Below are 18,302 nucleotides of genomic sequence, written 5' to 3'. Positions count from 1 at the left end.
GAACCCAGGAGAACCCCCGCCATGCGCACGCAGACCATCGAAGCCGACATCATCGTCGTCGGAGGAGGCCTTGCCGGTGTGAGCGCCGCCGTCGCCGCAGCCCGGCACGGCCGGCGCACCGTGCTGATCAACAACCGTCCCGTGCTGGGCGGCAACTCCTCCTCGGAGGTGCGGGTGTGGGTCTGCGGAGCGACAGCGCACGGAAACCAGCGCTGGGCCCGCGAGACGGGCATCATCGGCGAGATGCTGCTCGAGAACCAGTTCCGCAACCCCGAGGGAAACCCGGTCTACTGGGACGACGTCGTGCTCGACATCGTGCGCCGCGAGCCCAACCTCACGCTGTTCCTCAACACCGAGGTGCTCGAGGCCGAGGCCACCGGACCCGACGACGATCGCCGCGTCACCTCGGTGACCGGGTGGACGATGGGCTCCGAGGTGCGCACCATCTTCCGCGGCCCCCTCTTCCTCGACTGCACCGGCGACGGGCTGATCGGCCGCCTGGTCGGCGCCCGCCACCGCCTCGGCAAGGAGAGCCGCGCCGAGTTCGACGAGGAATGGGCCCCGGAGGAGCCGATCCGGGAGTTCCTCGGCTCGACCCTGCTGTTCTACACGAAGGATCTCGGGCATCCGGTCAAGTACGTCGCCCCCGAGTCGGCGAAGGACATCAGCACGACCCCCATCCCCGCGACCCGCATCATCCGCAGCGGTGACAGCGGCGCCCACTACTGGTGGATCGAGTGGGGAGGGCAGCTCGACATCGTCGACGACAACGAGCGGATCCGCGACGAGCTGCGCTCGGTCATCCTCGGCATCTGGGACCACATCAAGAACTCCGGCGAGTTCGACGCCGACAACCTCACGCTCGAATGGATCGGGAACATCCCCGGCAAGCGCGAGTACCGCCGCTTCATCGGCGACTACACGCTGCGTCAGCAGGACATCCTCGAGCAGGTCGCGTTCGACGACGGCGTCGCCTTCGGCGGCTGGTCGATCGACCTGCACCCGGCTGAGGGCATGTACGCCACCGGCGCCGGCGCCGTGCAGCGCTTCTCGGACGGCGTGTTCGAGATCCCGTTCCGCTCGCTGTACTCGGTCAACGTGTCGAACCTGCTGATGGCGGGCCGCAACATCTCGGCCACCCACATCGCCTTCGGCGCCGCACGGGTCATGGCCACGTGCGCGGCGATGGGCGAGGCGGCCGGCACGGCGGCATCGCTCTGCCTCGACCACGACGCCACCCCGCGCGAGCTGTACGAGAACCACCGCGCCGAGCTGCGCCAGGCGCTGCTGCGCGCCGACGCGTCGCTGATCGGCGTCGCCAACGAAGACCCGGCCGACCTCGCCCGCTCGGCCCGCGTGACGGCGTCGGGATGGCAGCGCACGGTTGCGGCCGGAGCGGATGGGCCCGCCGCCGGCGCCCACGCGCTCGCGGAGGACCTGGGCATCGTGGTGCCGGTGCATCCGACCCTCGAGACCACCGACCTGCTGCTCAGCGCGACGACCGACACGAGCCTGACGGTCGAGGTCTGGTCGACCGGACGCCCGCAGAACTTCGTGCCGGCCCACCTCGAGCACAGCACGACCGTCGAGGTGCCCGCCGGCGGCCCGATATGGGTGACCGCTCCGACCCCCTTCGCCCCCGCCGACCCGCAGAACGCCGTCGTGGTGCTGCGCGCGAACCCCGACATCAGCGTGCACCTGACCGACGTGCTGCCCGCGGGCGTGCTCACCCTCGTGCACCGCGTCGACAACGACGACCAGAACGTCGAGATCAGCGACGACGGACTGCTGGTCAAGTGGCCGACCAAGCCGCTGCGCGGCAGGGCGCCCGTCTTCCGCACCGCTCCGGAGACCGCGGCACTGGCGCCGGAGCGGGCAGTGTCGGGATTCAACCGTCCCTTCGGCGGCCCCCACATGTGGGCGTCCGAGCCGCTGACCACCGCCGGGCCGGCGTGGCTGCGCCTGGACTGGGACGCCCCTGTCGAGGCCCGCGAGATCCGGCTGGTGTTCGATGACGATGTCGACGTGTCGCTCAACACGCTGCACCACCACCGCAACCCCGACGAGGTCATGCCGCAGCTGGTGCGCGACTACCGGGTCGAGGTGCTGTCCGCCGCATCCGGAGAGTGGACGACCGCGGTCGAGGAGCAGGGCAACCGCCACCGCCACCGCGTGCACTCCCTTCCCACCGGCCTCGGCGCCTTCACCGCGGCCCGTCTGGTGATCGATGCGACGAACGGCGCGGCGGAAGCACGCGTGATCGCCTTCAGGGTGCAGTCGTGATGGATGACGCTAACGTGATGCACACCCGCCTTCCGGCGGGTGACCGCCGGGCATCCAGGAGGCCGAAGGTGACGACCGCACCCGATCGCGAGCAGCGCCCCGCGCGCTCGGTCCCCGCCGCGCGCTCGTCGCGGACGGGATTGATCGCTCTCGCCGTCCCGCACCTCGAGGAGCCGTACTTCGCCGAGCTGAGCTCGCGGCTCGTGCGCGGTGCCGAGGCGCGGGGCATGGCCGTGCTCATCGTGCAGACCGAGGGAGACCACGGCCGCGAGGTGGACGTCGCCAACGGCGTCGGTCTGCCCGACATCGACGGCCTGATCCACATCCCGCGGTCGCTGACCGTGGCCGACCTCACCCGCCGCACCTCGCCCGGGCCGCTCGTGCTGCTGGGCGAGCACATCCAGGTCAGCCCGTTCACGCACATCACGATCGACAACCGCGGCGCCGCCCGCACCGCGACCGAGCATCTCATCTCCGCCGGATGCCGCCGCATCGCCTTCATCGGACGTCGTGACGCCCGCCCGTCGGATGCCGCCGACCGGCGCCACGCGGGATACCTCGAGGCCCTCGACGCCGCAGGCATCGCGATCGACGACGCGCTCACCCTGCAGGTCGACGCGTTCAGCGCGGAGGAGGGCGAGCGCGCCACCGGCGAGATCATCGCCGCCGTCGGCGACCTCGACGGCATCGTCTGCTCGAACGACTCGGTCGCTCTCGGTGCGCTGGCGGCGCTGGCCGCGCACGGGCGCCGCGTGCCGCAGGACATCGCCGTGGTCGGCATCGACGACATCCGCGCGGCCCGCTTCTCGGTGCCCGCGCTCACCTCGGTCGCACCCGACCACGACCAGCTCGTCGACGCGGCCTTCACCGAGCTCGAGCGTCAGCTCACCGCCCCGCTGGGGGCGAACCTGCCCGTACGGCACGTCACCATTCCCGCCCGCCTCGTGAAGAGGGCGAGCACGGCGCGCTGATGTCAGCCGCTGTGCCCCGCCGCGACGACGTCGAGGCGCCCGACGTGATCGCGCAGCTGCCCGGCGGCGTCGGCAGGAAGGGCATCATCCGAGATCAGCCGGTCGATGTCGCTCAGCTCGGCGATCGTCGTCAGGCCCACGACCTGCCAGCGGCTGTGCTCGGCCAGCACGATCACCTCGCGGGCCATGGCCATGAACGCGCGGTAGGTCTCGGCCTCGAGCAGATTCATCGTGGTCAGCCCCGCCTGCACATCGAGGCCGTGCGCGTCGAGGAAGACCAGGTCGCAGTGCAGCTGCTCGAGCGCGCGCACGGCGACGGGGCCGACGAGCGACTGCGACGGCGTGCGCACTCCGCCGGTGAGCACGACGGTCTGCGTGTAGGGGGCGTCGGAGCGCGACGGCGGCGAGAAAAGGTCGGACACCAGCAGGGAGTTCGTCACGATCGTCAGATCGGCGATGCCCCTCAGCTCGTGTGCGAGGGCAAGGCCCGCTTCGCCGCCCGAGATGCCGATCGCCATGCCCGGTTCGACGAGGTCGGCGGCAGCGGATGCGATGGCCCTCAGCTCCGATCGCGACGCCGTCGCCGCGCCGCTCACCGGCCGGCCGGCGCCGATCGCCCGCACTCCCCCGCGCACCTTCTGCACCTCGCCGTCCTCGGCGAGCAGGTCTATGTCGCGGCGCACCGTCATGTCACTGACGCCGAGGGTCGAGGCCAGCTCGCTGAGCGGCAGAGTGCCTCGCTCGCGCACCAGGGCGAGAATGCGCTCGCGTCGCTCGGTGACCAGCATCCGCTCTCCTTCTCGTGCCGTGACCAGTCTGCCACGCGCTCCACCCCCGACCCGATTCCCGACAGGACCCCGCACTGCGCATGACCTTCCCTGCTCCCTACGATCTCTGGTTCTCCGACGCGGCTTTCGACGGCAGCTACGGCTTCACGCTCGACACGCTCCGAGCCGTGGCTCCGGTGCCGCCGGCGCCGGGTTTCGCCGACCGCTGGCGCGGTTGGCGCGAAAGCGCCCGGTCGACGGATGCCGTGCCGCGGATCCTCTCGAGCAGCGACCGTGCCGGCCGCAGGGTGTCGCTCATCGAGCTGTCGGGCGTCGACGGCGTTCGCCTGCGCGCCTGGTACGTCGAGCCGCTCGCCGAGGCGCCGCGCGTGGGCGTGGTGCACAGCCACGGCTACGGCGGGCGCGAGCGCGTGGATCTCAGCCGCGTGCCGCGCGATGCCGCCGCGATCTTCCCCGTGGCGCGGGGACTGGGCGCGCTCAACGTCGACGTCGGGGCGCCGGAAGAGCGCGAGGCCCACGTGCTGACGGGGCTCTCAGACCCCGACGCGTATGTCATCGGGCTCTGCGCCCGCGACCTGTGGCTCGCGGGCGATGCGCTGCGCGAGCTGGCCGGCGACCTTCCCCTCTACTTCGTGGGCGAGAGCTTCGGCGGCGGGCTCGGGGCGCTCGCCGTGCCGTGGGACGACCGCTATGTCGGAGCGACCCTCGTCGTGCCCACCTTCGGACAGTACGACGAGCGCCTCGCCGCGCCCTGCCTCGGCAGCGGGGAGCACCAGCGGAGGCATGTGCAACGGCATCCCGAGGCCCGTGAGCAGCTGCGGCTGTTCGACGCCTCTACCTCGGCGCTGTTCTTCCGCATCCCCGTGCGGATCGAGGCGGCGCTGTGGGACCAGTACGTCCCGCCGCCCGGACAGTTCTCGATCGCGAACGCCGTGCCGGCGGAGCTGCTCGAGCTGCAGGTGCTGCCCGCGGGTCACGCCGAGTATCCCGGCCTCGGACGCGTGATCGTCGACGCGCGTCGCGCAGGTCGCGAGCATCTGGAGCGGTCGCTCACCGCGGCCGCCGAAGCACGCGACTGAACCTCGACGGCCGGGCCCGGGCGACGCCGGTCAGCCGACGGTGCCCTCGAACAGGCCGATGCTGTTGCCGTCGAGGTCGGAGATCACGGCCCAGGCGCTCGTCTCGGTGATCGGCATCTTCTCCATCAGCACGGTCGCACCGGCATCCTTCGCCAGGGCGATCGTCTCGTCGATCGAGTCGACCTCGACGTACGAGCGCGGCTGCGTGAAGCCCTCGCCGCGAGGCGCCAGTCCCCCGCCCGAGATGCCGTTCGGCGCCTGCCACATCGGGTAGCCCTCGAAGCCGGGAAGCTCGGCGATGTTCCAGCCGAAGAGCCTGCTGTAGAAGGCGGTCGCCGCCGCCATGTCGGATACCGGGATGTCGATGTGCGTGATGTCGCCGTGAGCCATGAGCGTTCCTTCTGCGAAGCGGGAAGAGCGGATGCCCAGATTCTGCGCCCGCGCCGCACCGCGCACAAGGGGCGCCGCCGCCGTCAGCGCGAGGGGTGCCCGACGACGCCCTTGCGCAGCAGAGCGTTGCCGTACTTGCGGGTCTCGCCGGTGCGGACCATGAGGTAGGCGTCCTTCGCGATGTCGTAATAGGCGAAGCGCTCGACGAAGCGCGTGGTGTCGACATCGGTGCCCGCTGCGGCCATCAGCTCTCGCTGCACGTCGAGCACCGTCGCATCGGCCGACTCCATCAGGTCGATGCCGGGGGCGTCGTCGAGCGGGAGCACCGAGCGGATCGCCGCGACGACCTCCGGGGTCGTGGTGCCGGGGAGGTCGACGACCCTGGCACCCAGCGCCCACGCGGGGAAGTGCGCGTCGGCGATCACGACGGCATCGGAGTGCCCCATCCGGTCGAGATGCAGCAGCATCTCCCCGGTGAGCAGCGGGTGGATTCCCTCAAGCATCGGTCGGTCCTCTCTCAGTTCTCGAATCGCGTGAATTGCTGCATCTCAGCGCCGGATGCCGCAATTCACGCGATTCGAAAGGTGTCATACCTCCGCCAGCTCCGTCCAGAGCTCGGCGGGGATGTCGACGTGCATCCGCTCGACGTTCTGCCGCACGGACTCGGCATTCGAGGTGCCGACGACCACGGTCGTCACCACCGGATGCCGCGCGGGGAACTGCAGCGCCGCGGCGGGCAGCTCCACCCCGTGCGCCGCGCAGACGGCCGCCAGCCGCTGCGCACGCTCGAGCACATCCGCGGGCACCGCGCCGTAGTTGTACGTCGCGGTCGCGGCAGGCATCGAGGTCGCGAGAAGCCCGGAGTTGAACACCGCGGCGTCGACGACCCGCACGCCCCGTTCCATGCACACCGGGAACAGCTCTTCCAGGGCCGGCTGCTCGAGCAGCGTGTACCGGCCGGCGATCATCACGAGATCGAGGTCTCCCTCGCGCACGGCTCGCGCAGCGACAGCGGCGTCGTTCACGCCGACTCCGATCTCGCGCACCAGACCCTCGGCACGCAGGCCGGCGAGCGCGGGCAGCCCTTCGCGCAGGCCGCGGTCGAGGTCGTAGACGTCGGGGTCGTGGAGGTAGAGCACGTCGACCCGATCCAGTCCGAGACGCTCGAGGGAGTCGTCGAGGCTGCGACGGATGCCATCCGCGCTGGGATCGAACCGGCGGATCATGTCATCGGGCACGTCGAAGCCCTCGGCATCCCGTCCGCCGGCGAAGTGCGGGTTGGGCTCGAGGAGCCGGCCCACCTTGGTCGAGAGCACGAACTCGTCGCGGGGCTTGGAGCGCAGGAACGCGCCCAGCCGGCGCTCGCTCAGGCCGAGCCCGTAGTGGGGAGCGGTGTCGAAGTAGCGGATGCCGCTCTCCCACGCCGCCTCCAGCGCAGCCTCCACGGTCTCATCGTCGACTGCCCGGTAGAGGTTGCCGGCCGATGCGGCGCCGAAGCCGAGCGGACCGAACTCGATCCGCGACTCAGTCGACGACATGCTCGCCCTTCCAGGTGTACTTCGCGATGCTCTCGGCCTTCATCTGCATGCTCGTCCCCGGCGCGGTGGGCGCCGTGTACGACCCGCCGCGGATGTCGGTGGGGGCGACGAAGTGCTCGTGCAGGTGATCGACGTACTCGATCAGCCGGCCCTCTCGGGTGCCGCTGACGGCGACGAAGTCGAACATCGACAGGTGCTGCACGGCCTCGCACAGACCCACGCCGCCCGCGTGCGGGCAGACCGGCACGCCGAACTTCGCGGCGAGCAGCAGGTTGGCGATGTTCTCGTTGACGCCGGCGACGCGCACCGCGTCGATCTGCATCACGCCGATGGCGTCGGCCTGCAGCAGCTGCTTGAAGATCATCCGGTTCTGCGCGTGCTCGCCCGTGGCGACCCGGATGGGCGCGACGCCGCGGGCGATCTCGGCGTGCCCGAGGATGTCGTCGGGGCTCGTGGGCTCCTCGATCCACGCGGGGTCGAACTCGGCGAGCGCGTTGACCCACTCGATGGCCTCCGACACCTCCCAGCGCTGGTTGGCGTCGATCGCGATCGGGAAGTCCGGTCCGCACACCTCCCTGGCCTTGCGGAACCGCCGGATGTCGTCATCGAGGTCGGCGCCGACCTTCAGCTTGATCTGCGTGAAGCCGTCGGCCATGGCCTCGCGGGCGAGGCGCTCGAGCTTCTCGTCGGAGTAGCCGAGCCAGCCGGGGCTGGTGGTGTAGCCGGGATATCCGGATGCCAGCAGCTCGGCCTCGCGGTCTGCTCGGCCCGCCTCGGCGGCGCGGAGGATGTCGAGGGCCTCATCGCGCGTGAGCGCGTTGGTGAGGTAGCGGAAATCGACGAGGTCGACGATCTGCTCGGGGGTCATGCGCGACAGCAGCTGCCACAGCGGCAGACCGGCGCGCTTGGCCTTGATGTCCCACAGCGCGTTGATCACGGCGCCGATGGCCATGTGCATCACGCCCTTCTCCGGACCGAGCCAGCGCAGCTGGGAGTCCCCGATGATCTCGCGGAAGATGCCGCCCATGTCGTCGAGCAGCGGCTCGATCTCACGACCGACGAGGTGCCCGGCGAGCGCGTCGATGGCGGCGACCTGCACGTCGTTGCCGCGGCCGATCGTGAAGACGAACGAGTGGCCCTCGATGCCGTCGCCGGCGTCGGTGCGCACCACCGCGTAGGCCGCGGAGTAGTCGGGGTCGGGGTTCATGGCATCCGAGCCGTCGAGGCTCAGAGAGGTGGGGAAGCGGATGTCGCTGGTGTCCAGCGCGACGATGCGGCTCACTGTGCTCCTTCAGGGGCGTCGGATGGGCGACGCCGCGCTTGAGTGTAAACATCCGATGTCTATACTGTCAATCACGGACGCCGCCCCGGCATCCCGCCTCCCTGAGGAGAAGGAGAACCATGAAGTTCGCGCGACTCGGCGAGCCAGGACGCGAGATCCCCGTCGTCATCGACGGCGACCGCACCCTCGATCTGCGCTCCGTGACATCGGACGTGAACGGCGACTTCCTCGCCGACGACCCCATCGGCCGCACCCGCGCGGCCCTCGACGCCGGGTCGCTGCCCGAACTGGCCGATGCCGCCGATCTGCGCATCGGCGCCCCGATCGCCCGGCCCAGCGCGGTCATCTGCATCGGGATGAACTACGCGGCGCACGCCGCGGAGTCGGGATCCGAGCCGCCGAGCATCCCGATCATCTTCCTCAAGACGCCGAACACGGTGGTCGGCCCGAACGACGACGTCACCATCCCGCGCGGCAGCGAGAAGACCGACTGGGAGGTCGAGCTCGGCATCGTCATCGGCGCTCGCACCGCCTACCTCGACTCGCCGGAAGAGGCAGACGCGCACATCGCCGGCTACGTGCTGGCGAACGACGTGTCGGAGCGCGACTTCCAGATGACCGTCTCGGGCGGCCAGTGGTCGAAGGGCAAGATCGCCGCCGGATTCAACCCGACCGGCCCCTGGCTCGTGACGCCCGACGAGATCGACGCGTCGTCGCTCGGACTGCGCAGCTGGGTGAACGGCGAGCCGCGCCAGGACTCCAGCACGAGCGACATGATCTTCGACGTGCGCACGATCGTGCACCACCTGTCGCAGTACGTGACCCTCGAGCCGGGCGACCTGATCCTCACCGGCACTCCGCAGGGCGTCGCCCTGTCGGGCAAGTACGCCTACCTCGCGCCGGGCGACGTCGTCGAGGTCGAGATCGACGGCCTCGGCCGCCAGAAGCAGAGGTTCGTGGCATGGGAGCGCTGACCGTGCAGGGCCTGGTCGCGATCGTCACGGGCGGGGCATCCGGGATCGGGGCGGCCATCGCACGCCGTCTGCACGATGAGGGCGCGCAGGTCGCAGTGCTCGACCGCGACATCTCCGCCGCCGCTCCCGAGTTCGCCGCCTTCACGGCGGACATCGCAGACCGGGCATCCGTCGACGCGGCCGTCGCCGCGGTCGGCGAGAGGTTCGGCCGCATCGACATCGTGATCAACAACGCCGGGATCGGCGCCCAGGGCGACATCACCGCGAACGACGACGACGAGTGGGCGCGGGTGCTCTCGGTGAACGTCACCGGCATCGCGCGCGTCACCGGCGCCGCACTGCCGTGGCTGCGACGGTCGCCGGCCGCGGCTGTCTGCAACACGGCATCCATCGCCTCGACCACCGGCCTGCCCCAGCGCGCGCTGTACTCCGCGTCGAAGGGCGCCGTCAGCGCCCTGACGCGCGCGATGGCCGCTGACCACCTCCGCGAGGGCATCCGGGTCAACGCCGTCAACCCCGGCACGGCCGACACCCCCTGGGTGGGGCGCCTGCTCGACTCGGCCGACGACCCCGCGGCCGAGCGCGCCGCACTGAATGCCCGCCAGCCCCACGGCCGGCTCGTCTCCGCCGACGAGGTGGCCGGCGCCGTGCTGTACCTCGTGAGCCCGGCATCCGGGTCGACGACCGGGACGTTCATCGAGGTCGACGGCGGCATGGCGTCGCTGCGCCTGCGCTCGGAGTGAACCCCCGTCGCAGGTGACTCTCCGGCGTCGCGCTCAGGTCGCGACGCCGGAGAGCGGGTCCAATCGCGACCTGAGCGGGGAACGACGTCTCAGCGGATGCCGTAGAACGCCAGCGCGTTCTCCCAGAAGAGCCCGTCCGCATCGACGCCGCGGGACGCGGCCCAGTCGGCGACGGTCTGCAGCCACCGCTGACGACTGCCGGGCACGAAGTCCCCGGACACGGCCGACACCGGCCAGTCGCTGCCCCACATCAGCCGCTCCGGGCCGAATGCCTCGAGTGCGGCGTCGAAGAACGGTGCGACCTGGGCATCCGTCCACTCCCCGCCCGTCTCCGCCGGCAGACCGGACAGCTTGCAGAACACCTGCGGATGCCGGGCGAGATCGGCGATGTCCCGAGACCACTCGGCGCTCGGCCGCAACGGCGCCTGCGCCGTGCCGAGCGCGGGCTTGCCGAGGTGGTCGAGCACGATGGGCAGCTCGGGAACGGCGGCGGCGAGCGCGGTGACATCCGACAGCTGCCTCGCGCGCACGCAGGCGTCGAACGTCCACCCACGCGATGCCAGGGCACGAGCCCCGGCGATGAAGGCGGCGCTCTGCGCGAGACCGTCGGCCTCGCCCTGCAGCAGATGACGCACGCCGACCACGCGCTCGTGCGCGGCGAGCGCGTCGAGGTGCCGCTCGGTCTCGGCACCCCGATCCAGACGCGCACCGGCCACCGCGGCCACGACCCCCGACTGCAGCGCGATCGAGTCGACCCAGCGCATCTCGGCCAGGTCCTGATCCTCGACGGGGTCGGCCTGCACGAAGATGGCCACCTCTTCGTCGACGCCCGTGAGCGCGTCCTCGTCGATCTCGATGTCTGAGAAGGTGGCGTCCAGCGGACCCTCGAGCCAGGTGTAGTCGAGAGCCGCGGGGTCCCAGAGGTGCAGGTGTGAGTCGACGACGCGCATGCGCCCATCCTGCCGCAGCAGCGCCCGCGATCGCGCACAGACATCCGATCACTGTGGAATGATGTCGCCATGGCCCTCACCGACGACGCGATCGAGAAGATCAAGGCGATGATCGTGTCGGGTGAGCTGCGCCCCGGCGACCGCCTGCCGCCCGAGAAAGAGCTCGCAGAGCACCTGGGGCTCTCGCGCAATTCGCTGCGCGAGGCCGTCAAGGCGCTCGAGATCATCCGCGTCCTCGACGTGCGTCGAGGCGACGGCACGTATGTGACCAGTCTCGAACCGCACCTCCTGCTCGAGGCCATCAGCTTCGTGATCGACATGCACGACGACGACTCGCTGCTCGAGCTGTTCGCCGTGCGCCGCATGCTCGAGTCGCAGGCTGCCGGCATCGCCGCACAGGCCGCCTCCGACGAGCAGTCCCGCGCCCTGATCGACGAGGTCGCGTCGATCGATGCCGAGACCGTGACCGTCGACGACCTCGTCGCGCACGACGTGCGCTTCCACAGCGACATCGTGCGCCTCACCGGCAACGGCTACCTGCTGAGCCTGGTCGAGAGCCTGAGCAGCCGCACGATCCGCGCGCGGGTGTGGCGAGGGCTCACCGAGCAGGATGCCGTCGAGCGCACCATCTCAGAGCACCGCGCCATCGCCGAGGCGATCGCGCAGCACGATTCTGCTCTCGCCACCTCGCTCGCGACCGCGCACGTCGCGGGCATCGAGCGCTGGCTGCGGCAGGCGACATCGGCGTGAGCACCGCCCGCTACGCTCGAGAACCATGAGCGATTGGGTCAGTTCCGCCATCCAGGTGCTCGAAGCGGATGGCAACCGCTCGGCCGACACGCACCTGCACCTCTTCCCGCTGCCCGCGGAGTGGGGCATCGACCTGTACCTCAAAGACGAGTCGGTGCATCCGACCGGGTCGCTCAAGCACCGGCTGGCGCGCTCGCTCATCCTGTACGGGCTCGTGAACGGCCTGATCGACGAGGGCACGACCCTGGTCGAGTCGTCGAGCGGATCGACCGCCGTGTCAGAGGCCTACTTCGCCCGGATGCTGGGTCTGACCTTCATCACGGTCGTGCCGCGCTCGACCAGCCAGGAGAAGATCGACCTCATCGAGTTCTACGGCGGCCAGTGCCACTTCGTCGACCACGCCGACCAGATCTCGCCCGAGGCACGACGGCTCGCCGCCGGATGCAACGGCCACTACCTCGATCAGTTCACGTTCGCCGAGCGGGCCACCGACTGGCGCGGCAACAACAACATCGCCGAGAGCGTGTTCAGCCAGCTGTCGCAGGAGAGGCATCCGGTCCCCCGCTGGATCGTCGTGGGCGCCGGAACCGGCGGCACCAGCGCGACCTTCGGCCGTTACGTGCGCTATCGCCGCCATGCGACCGAGGTCGCGGTCGTCGACCCCGAGGGCTCGGCCTTCTACGCCGCCTGGAAGGGCGATCCGGATGCCACGGGCCAGCCCTCCCGCATCGAGGGCATCGGCCGGCCGCGGGTCGAGCCGTCGTTCGTGCCGAGCGTGATCGACGAGATGATCCCGGTTCCCGACGCGGCGTCGGTCGCCGCCATCCGGCTGCTGCGCGACCGCACTCTGCACTGGACGGGCGGGTCGACCGGCACGAATCTGTACGGCGCTTTCGAGCTGATCGGGCGCATGCGCGACGCCGGCGAGACGGGCAGCGTGGTCACCCTGATCTGCGACAGCGGCGTGCGCTACGCGCAGACGTACTACGACGATGCGTGGGTCGCCGCGCAGGGCTGGGACCTCGCCCCGCACCGCGAGCGGATGGAGCGCTTCCTCGACGGCGGCGCGTGGTGAGCGCGATCGTGCGTTCATAACTCAGGAGCGTCGGGGCGGAAATGGCCCGGCCGGTGCGGTTGCGGCCCGAAAGCAGCCGTTCCCCCTGAGTTGTGAACGGCTACGCTGAGCGCATGACCACGCTCATCCTCACGGTCGCGGGAGCGGATCGCCCCGGACTCGTCTCGGCCGTCGCCGATGTCGTCGCCGCCCACGGCGGCAACTGGGAGAACAGCCAGCTCGCCGAGCTCGCCGGCACCTTCGCGGGTGTCATCGAGATCTCGGTCGCCGACGATCGCGTCGATGCCCTGCGGACCGACCTCGACGCCCTCGACGGGATGCTGTCGATCACCGTCCGCACGGGCGCCGACACCTCGGCATCCGACTCGGACCAGCGCATCTCGATCAGCGTGCTCGGCAACGATCGCCCCGGCATCGTGCGCGAGATCTCGGGCGTGCTGAGCACGCACGCGCTGAGCATCGAGAGCATGACCACGCAGACCCGCGACGCGGCGATGGCCGGCGGGCGCCTGTTCGAGTCGTCGGTGACGGCGACACTGCCGTCGTCGGCCGACCTCGAGGCCCTGCGCGGCGACATCGAGCGGCTCACGCACGACCTGCAGGTCGACATCACCACGCTCTGACGGCCGGCGCGGTCGCCGTGTGACACAGTGGAGGCCATGCTCTCCGAAAGCGTGATCTCCGCTCTCGTCGACGCCATCGGCGCCGACGCCGTCGTCACCTCACCGGACTCGCTCGAGGCGTACCGCCGCGACCGCGCGGACGATCCGGATGCCGGCATCCCGCTCGCCGTGGTGCGGGCCTCATCGACCGAGGACGTGCAGGCCGCCGTGCGCATCGCGGCAGACGCGGGTATCGGGGTCGTGCCGCGCGGCGCGGGCTCCGGCCTCTCCGGCGGGTCGACGGCTGTCGACTGCGCGATCGTCGTCTCGCTCGAGCGGATGCGCGAGATCACGATCGATCCGACCATGCAGATGGCCGTCGTGCAGCCGGGTGCGTTCAACGCCGAAGTGAAGGCCGCGGCATCCGAGCACGGCCTCTGGTACCCGCCCGACCCGTCGTCGTGGGAGTTCTGCTCGATCGGCGGCAACATCGCCACGAACGCCGGCGGGCTGTGCTGCGTGAAGTACGGGGTGACCACCGACTACGTGCTGGGCCTGACCGTGGTGCTCGCCGACGGCCGCGCCGTCACGCTCGGCGGCCCTCGCCTCAAGGACGTCGCCGGCCTCTCGCTCACCAAGCTCTTCGTCGGCAGCGAGGGGACCCTCGGCATCGTGACCGAGGCGGTGCTGCGGCTCGTGCCGGCGCAGCGTCAGCCCACCACGCTCGTCGCGATGTTCCCCACGGTCGCCGGGGCGATCCAGGCCGTGGTCGACATCAAGGCGGCGATGCGCCCCTCGATGCTCGAGTTCATGGACCGGGTGACGATCAACGCGGTCGAGGACGTCACTCGCATGGAGCTCGACCGCACCGCCGCGGCCATGCTGATCGTGCAGTCCGACGAGCCCGCCGAGGTGGCCACCGCGCAGATCGAGCAGATCGAGCAGCTGTGCGGACTGAACGGCGCCTCCGAGGTGTACGCGACGAGCGACCCCGACGAGAGCGAGGCGCTCGTCGAGGCGCGTCGCATCGCCATCCCCTGCGTCGAGAAGCGAGGGACGTTGCTGCTCGAAGACGTCGGTGCGCCGCTTCCGCGCCTCGGCGACCTGCTCGAGGGCGTGCGGGCGATCGCCGAGAACCGCGGCGTCGAGATCGCCGTGGTCGCGCATGCGGGAGACGGCAACACGCATCCGCTGATCGTGTTCGACCCGGCGGATGCCGATCAGAAGGCCCGCGCCGAGCTCGCCTTCGGCGAGGTCATGGATCTCGCCATCGCTCTCGGCGGCACGATCACCGGCGAGCACGGCGTCGGCCGGCTCAAGCAGCCGTGGCTGGCCGACTACCTCGGCGACGACGTCCTCGAGCTGAACCTGCGCATCAAGAAGGCTCTCGACCCGCAGAACGTCCTGAATCCCGGCGCGATGTTCGGCCGCCTCTGAGAGCTCGGGCTCAGACGCTGCCCGAGTTCTTCTTGACCCAGTACTCGGTGTAGGCGACGTGCGCCGACGCGGCTGCCGCTGCGGCGACGGGGTCGCCCTCCCTCAGTCCGCGCAGGATCGCCCGGTGGCCGGCATCGGAGTGCAGCTTGAGCTCGGCCGCGTCGCCGGGGTCCGACATCCGGTACGAGCGCGAGCGTGATCTGAGCACGCCGATGAGGCTGGTCAGGGCGTCCTGGCCCGCGACCTCGGCGATCGTCATGTGGAATTCGTGGTCGATGCGGGACTGCTCGTCGAGGTCGGCCGTCGCCTCGTTGGCATCGAGAAGACCGTCGAGGTGGTCGAGGGTCTGCTCGTCGATGCGCGAGGCGGCGAGCGCGGTGGCGTGCGGCTCGAGGGCTCGGCGCAGCTCGGTGAGCTCGAGCACGCCCTCCATCGGAAGCAGCCCGACGGTGAGCGAGAGGCTGCCGATGAGATCTGCGGCACGGAGCTCGCTCACGTAGCTGCCGGAGCCGTGCCTCGTCTCGAGCACGCCGAGCGCGGCGAGCATCCGGATCGCCTCACGCAGCGATCCGCGCGAGACGCCGAGCTGCTCGCAGAGCTCGCCCTCGCTGGGCAGCCGGTCTCCCGGCCGCAGGGCGCTGTCGGCGATGAGCGATCGCAATCCGTGCAGGGCCGTGTCCAGTGCGCTCATCGGTCCTCCATCGATCCGCTGGAGTGAGTATGGCGGATGCCACTCACCGTTCCAATTCGTAGGACGACTTTGTCATACATCTGCCCCAGGCATCGCACAATCCCCCCTGGTGTGGCAAAGTTGTGCAACAAGTTACCGAAAACCTGCGAGGAAGCATGACCACGGCAGCGCCGTTCCCCCCTATCCGGCTGAAGTCATACGAGCGCGCCCGTGACGCGTGGCCGCTCGACCCCGACATCATCCACCTCAACCACGGTTCCTTCGGCGCAGTGCCCACCGCGGTCGTCGATCACCAGAACGCGCTGCGGCATCAGGCCGACCTCACCCCCGTCGGATGGTTCCCGCGCATCGCCGAGCAGGTCCGCGAGGCCGTCGAGCAGACGGCGCCGTTCGTCGGGGCGCGCGCCGACGACAGCGCCTTCGTGCCGAATGCCTCGGCAGCAGCCACCGTCGTGTACAACTCGCTGCGCCTCGGGGCCGGAGACGAGATCCTGGTCACCGACCACGGCTACGGCGCGGTCACCATGGGCGCACAGCGCCTGGCCCGCCGCTTCGGCGCCTCCGTGCGCGTCGTCGAGCTGCCGCTGCTGGCATCCGACGACGAGGTGGTGCAGCGATTCTCCGACGCGATGACGACGCACACGCGACTCATCGTGATCGACCAGATCACCTCCCCCACCGCACGCATGCTGCCCACCCGGCGCATCGCCGACATCGCCGCCGAGCGGGGTGTGCGCACCCTCGTCGACGGCGCGCACGCACCGGGCCTGATCGCCTCGGCCGCTGCGCAGGCGGGCGGCGACTGGTGGTTCGGGAACATGCACAAGTGGCCGTGCGCTCCGCGAGGCTCGGCACTGCTGGTGACGGCCGCCCACGACCGCCAGGAGCTGTGGCCGCTGATCGACTCCTGGGGCGCACCGGAGCCGTACCCGCACCGCTTCGACACGCAGGGCACGATCGACGCCACGACGTACATCGCGACGCCGGCGGCGATCGACTTCGTCGAGAGCGAGTTCGGATGGGAGGCCGCCCGTGACGCACTGTCGGCAGTCGCCGACGCCGGCGCCGAGATGATCGCCGCGGCGCTGCGCCCCTTCAGCACTCGCGAGCCCCTCACCCCGCTGCCGTCGCCCGTCCCCTCGATGCGGCTGGTCCGGCTGCCGGACGGCCTCGGGGCGACTCGCGAAGAGGCCGATGCGCTGCGCATGGACCTCTTCGACGAGGAGGGCGTCGAGACCGCTTTCACCAGCTTCCGCGGCATCGGCTACTTCCGCCTCTCGGCGCACCTCTACACAGAGGCATCCGACTTCGAGGCCTTCGTCGAGCGCTGCGTGCCGCAGATCCTGCGCCGCGCCGGCATCCGCGTTCCCCTCACGACCACCATCGCCTGAGCACCCCGCCCCCAGAAGATCCCCAACCCACCACAGAGAGGCACATCGTGAAGCACAAGATCTTGACGACCGTCGCAGGAATCGGCACCGTCGCCGTTCTCGCCCTCACCGGATGCTCGCCGTCGGCCGGATCGGCCGACGGCAAGGTCACGCTGCAGATGGTCGAGAGCCTGACCAACCCTGCGCGCACCGAGCTGATCCGCGGACTGCTCGACGACTTCGAGAAGCAGAACCCCGACATCAAAGTCAAGCTCGTCTCGCCGCCCACCGAGCAGGCCGACCAGAAGATCCAGCAGATGCTGCAGTCGGGCAAGGGCGTCGACGTGCTCGAGGTGCGCGACATCACCGTCGGGCCCTTCTCGAACAACGGCTGGCTGCGCGACATCAGCGGCGACGTGAAGAAGTGGGACGGATGGGACGCGCTCACCGAGAACGCGCAGTCGGCGTCGGTCGCCGAGGACGGCAAGAGCTACTTCCTGCCCTACGGCTTCTACGGCCTGTCGCTGTTCTACCGCAAGGACCTCGTCGAGCAGGCGGGCTTCGACGGCCCGCCGAGCAGCTGGAAGGAACTGCTCGAGCAGGCGTCGGCCATCCAGAACCCCTCGAAGAACATCTACGGCTACGCCTTCCGCGGCGGCCAGAACGCGAACAGCAACGTCGTCGCGGCGATCGAGGCGTACACGATCGACGACCTCGATGTCGACGACGCGTTCCTGCTGAAGAACGGCGACACCATGTTCTCGGCTCCCGAGGCGCAGGATGCCGTCGACGACTACTTCGACCTGTTCGCGAAGGCATCGCCGCCGTCGGCCGTGTCGTGGGGCTACCCCGAGATGGTCGCGGGCTTCACGAACGGCTCCACCGCGTTCCTGCTGCAGGACCCCGAGGTCATCGCGACCGTGCAGGACTCCTCGCTGAAGCCCGAGCAGTGGGACACCGCTCCCCTGCTCACGGGTCCCAGCGGCAAGGCCGCGCAGCCGCTCGCCGTGGCGGGCTGGGGTGTCGCCGAGAAGAGCGCCAACAGCGAGGCGGCCGTCAAGCTCGTCGAGTTCCTCGCCTCGGAGGAGCCGGCGACGGAGTTCGCGCAGGCGAACAGCCTCGTGCCGATCGTCACCTCGGCCGCCGATGACGAGTTCTACAAGACCGGCCCGTGGACCAGCTACGTCACGATGACCGAGAACCCCGACACCTACATCAACGTGCGCCAGCCGCGCGGCGTGAGCTGGTGGACGGAGTGGATCCAGAAGTCCGATCAGGATGTGCAGAAGGTGCTTCTCGGCAACATGACCACCGAAGAGCTGCTGACGTCCTGGGACGAGTTCTGGACGGAGAAGTACGCCGCGGAGAAGGGCTGATCA

At 70.2% G+C, this 18,302-nt stretch carries 18 protein-coding genes; 11 read left to right on the top strand and 7 right to left on the bottom strand.

Annotated elements, in window-relative coordinates:
- Positions 1-21: 21 nt before the first annotated feature.
- Together AB0N59_RS05670 and AB0N59_RS05665 are read left to right on the top strand one after the other, a co-directional pair.
- On the top strand, positions 22-2,283 hold the full coding sequence (locus AB0N59_RS05670; protein ID WP_363479966.1) for an FAD-dependent oxidoreductase: 2,262 nt from the start codon (positions 22-24) through the stop codon (positions 2,281-2,283).
- Entirely contained in the window at positions 2,283-3,254 is a 972-nt protein-coding gene (locus AB0N59_RS05665) for a substrate-binding domain-containing protein (protein ID WP_363481219.1), read from the top strand. Before AB0N59_RS05670 ends, AB0N59_RS05665 begins: the two co-directional genes overlap by 1 nt.
- 2 nt (positions 3,255-3,256) lie before the next feature.
- On the opposite strand, the gene AB0N59_RS05660 is transcribed toward AB0N59_RS05665, so the two are convergent.
- On the bottom strand, positions 3,257-4,042 hold the full coding sequence (locus AB0N59_RS05660; RefSeq protein ID WP_363479963.1) for a DeoR/GlpR family DNA-binding transcription regulator: 786 nt from the start codon (positions 4,040-4,042) through the stop codon (positions 3,257-3,259).
- An 80-nt stretch (positions 4,043-4,122) separates the two neighbouring features.
- On the opposite strand from AB0N59_RS05660, the gene AB0N59_RS05655 reads away from it, so the two are divergent.
- Complete coding sequence (locus AB0N59_RS05655; protein ID WP_363479960.1) at positions 4,123-5,121, top strand: acetylxylan esterase; 999 nt, start codon at positions 4,123-4,125, stop codon at positions 5,119-5,121.
- 30 nt (positions 5,122-5,151) lie between these two features.
- On the opposite strand, the gene AB0N59_RS05650 is transcribed toward AB0N59_RS05655, so the two are convergent.
- From AB0N59_RS05650 to AB0N59_RS05635, 4 genes are all read right to left on the bottom strand, one after another.
- Positions 5,152-5,511 carry a VOC family protein gene (locus tag AB0N59_RS05650; protein ID WP_204974715.1) on the bottom strand — a complete coding sequence of 120 codons (360 nt, stop codon included), beginning with the start codon at positions 5,509-5,511 and terminating at the stop codon, positions 5,152-5,154.
- Between the two features lie 83 nt (positions 5,512-5,594).
- Positions 5,595-6,014, bottom strand: a complete 420-nt coding sequence (locus tag AB0N59_RS05645) for an RbsD/FucU domain-containing protein (protein WP_363479957.1) — start codon at positions 6,012-6,014, stop codon at positions 5,595-5,597.
- 84 nt (positions 6,015-6,098) lie between these two features.
- Positions 6,099-7,049 (bottom strand): aldo/keto reductase, encoded by a 951-nt coding sequence (locus tag AB0N59_RS05640; protein WP_363479954.1) that lies wholly within the window; start codon positions 7,047-7,049, stop codon positions 6,099-6,101.
- Entirely contained in the window at positions 7,036-8,331 is a 1,296-nt protein-coding gene (locus AB0N59_RS05635; protein ID WP_363479951.1) for an L-fuconate dehydratase, read from the bottom strand. Before AB0N59_RS05635 ends, AB0N59_RS05640 begins: the two co-directional genes overlap by 14 nt.
- A gap of 119 nt (positions 8,332-8,450) precedes the next feature.
- Between AB0N59_RS05635 and AB0N59_RS05630 the strand changes: the two genes are divergently transcribed.
- Positions 8,451-9,305, top strand: a complete 855-nt coding sequence (locus AB0N59_RS05630) for a fumarylacetoacetate hydrolase family protein (RefSeq protein ID WP_363479948.1) — start codon at positions 8,451-8,453, stop codon at positions 9,303-9,305.
- Complete coding sequence (locus AB0N59_RS05625; RefSeq protein WP_363479945.1) at positions 9,293-10,048, top strand: SDR family oxidoreductase; 756 nt, start codon at positions 9,293-9,295, stop codon at positions 10,046-10,048. The genes AB0N59_RS05630 and AB0N59_RS05625 overlap by 13 nt, the downstream gene beginning before the upstream one ends.
- Before the next feature lie 89 nt (positions 10,049-10,137).
- Here the strand turns inward: AB0N59_RS05625 and AB0N59_RS05620 are convergent, their stop codons facing one another.
- A complete protein-coding gene (locus AB0N59_RS05620; RefSeq protein WP_363479942.1) occupies positions 10,138-10,998 on the bottom strand; it encodes an amidohydrolase family protein in 861 nt (286 codons plus the stop codon).
- Between the two features lie 69 nt (positions 10,999-11,067).
- On the opposite strand from AB0N59_RS05620, the gene AB0N59_RS05615 reads away from it, so the two are divergent.
- The 4 genes from AB0N59_RS05615 to AB0N59_RS05600 all read left to right on the top strand — a co-directional run bounded on the left by AB0N59_RS05615 (position 11,068) and on the right by AB0N59_RS05600 (position 14,862).
- Complete coding sequence (locus AB0N59_RS05615; protein ID WP_363479939.1) at positions 11,068-11,748, top strand: FCD domain-containing protein; 681 nt, start codon at positions 11,068-11,070, stop codon at positions 11,746-11,748.
- A gap of 25 nt (positions 11,749-11,773) precedes the next feature.
- Entirely contained in the window at positions 11,774-12,823 is a 1,050-nt protein-coding gene (locus tag AB0N59_RS05610; RefSeq protein ID WP_363479936.1) for a PLP-dependent cysteine synthase family protein, read from the top strand.
- Between the two features lie 113 nt (positions 12,824-12,936).
- Positions 12,937-13,446, top strand: a complete 510-nt coding sequence (locus AB0N59_RS05605) for an ACT domain-containing protein (RefSeq protein ID WP_363479933.1) — start codon at positions 12,937-12,939, stop codon at positions 13,444-13,446.
- 36 nt (positions 13,447-13,482) lie between these two features.
- A complete protein-coding gene (locus tag AB0N59_RS05600) occupies positions 13,483-14,862 on the top strand; it encodes an FAD-linked oxidase C-terminal domain-containing protein (protein ID WP_363479930.1) in 1,380 nt (459 codons plus the stop codon).
- A gap of 10 nt (positions 14,863-14,872) precedes the next feature.
- Here the strand turns inward: AB0N59_RS05600 and AB0N59_RS05595 are convergent, their stop codons facing one another.
- Positions 14,873-15,553, bottom strand: a complete 681-nt coding sequence (locus AB0N59_RS05595; protein WP_363479927.1) for an FCD domain-containing protein — start codon at positions 15,551-15,553, stop codon at positions 14,873-14,875.
- 155 nt (positions 15,554-15,708) lie between these two features.
- Between AB0N59_RS05595 and AB0N59_RS05590 the strand changes: the two genes are divergently transcribed.
- Positions 15,709-16,944, top strand: coding sequence for an aminotransferase class V-fold PLP-dependent enzyme (locus tag AB0N59_RS05590; RefSeq protein WP_363479924.1), 1,236 nt, complete (start codon positions 15,709-15,711; stop codon positions 16,942-16,944).
- Between the two features lie 47 nt (positions 16,945-16,991).
- Entirely contained in the window at positions 16,992-18,299 is a 1,308-nt protein-coding gene (locus tag AB0N59_RS05585) for a sugar ABC transporter substrate-binding protein (protein ID WP_363479921.1), read from the top strand.
- The last annotated feature ends 3 nt before the right edge of the window (positions 18,300-18,302 follow it).

It is taken from the genome of Microbacterium sp. NPDC089321 (genome assembly GCF_040684935.1).
Taxonomy (GTDB): domain Bacteria; phylum Actinomycetota; class Actinomycetes; order Actinomycetales; family Microbacteriaceae; genus Microbacterium.
The sequence above is the reverse complement of the archived record's forward strand: the minus strand, read 5'-3'. Positions and strand labels throughout refer to the sequence as shown.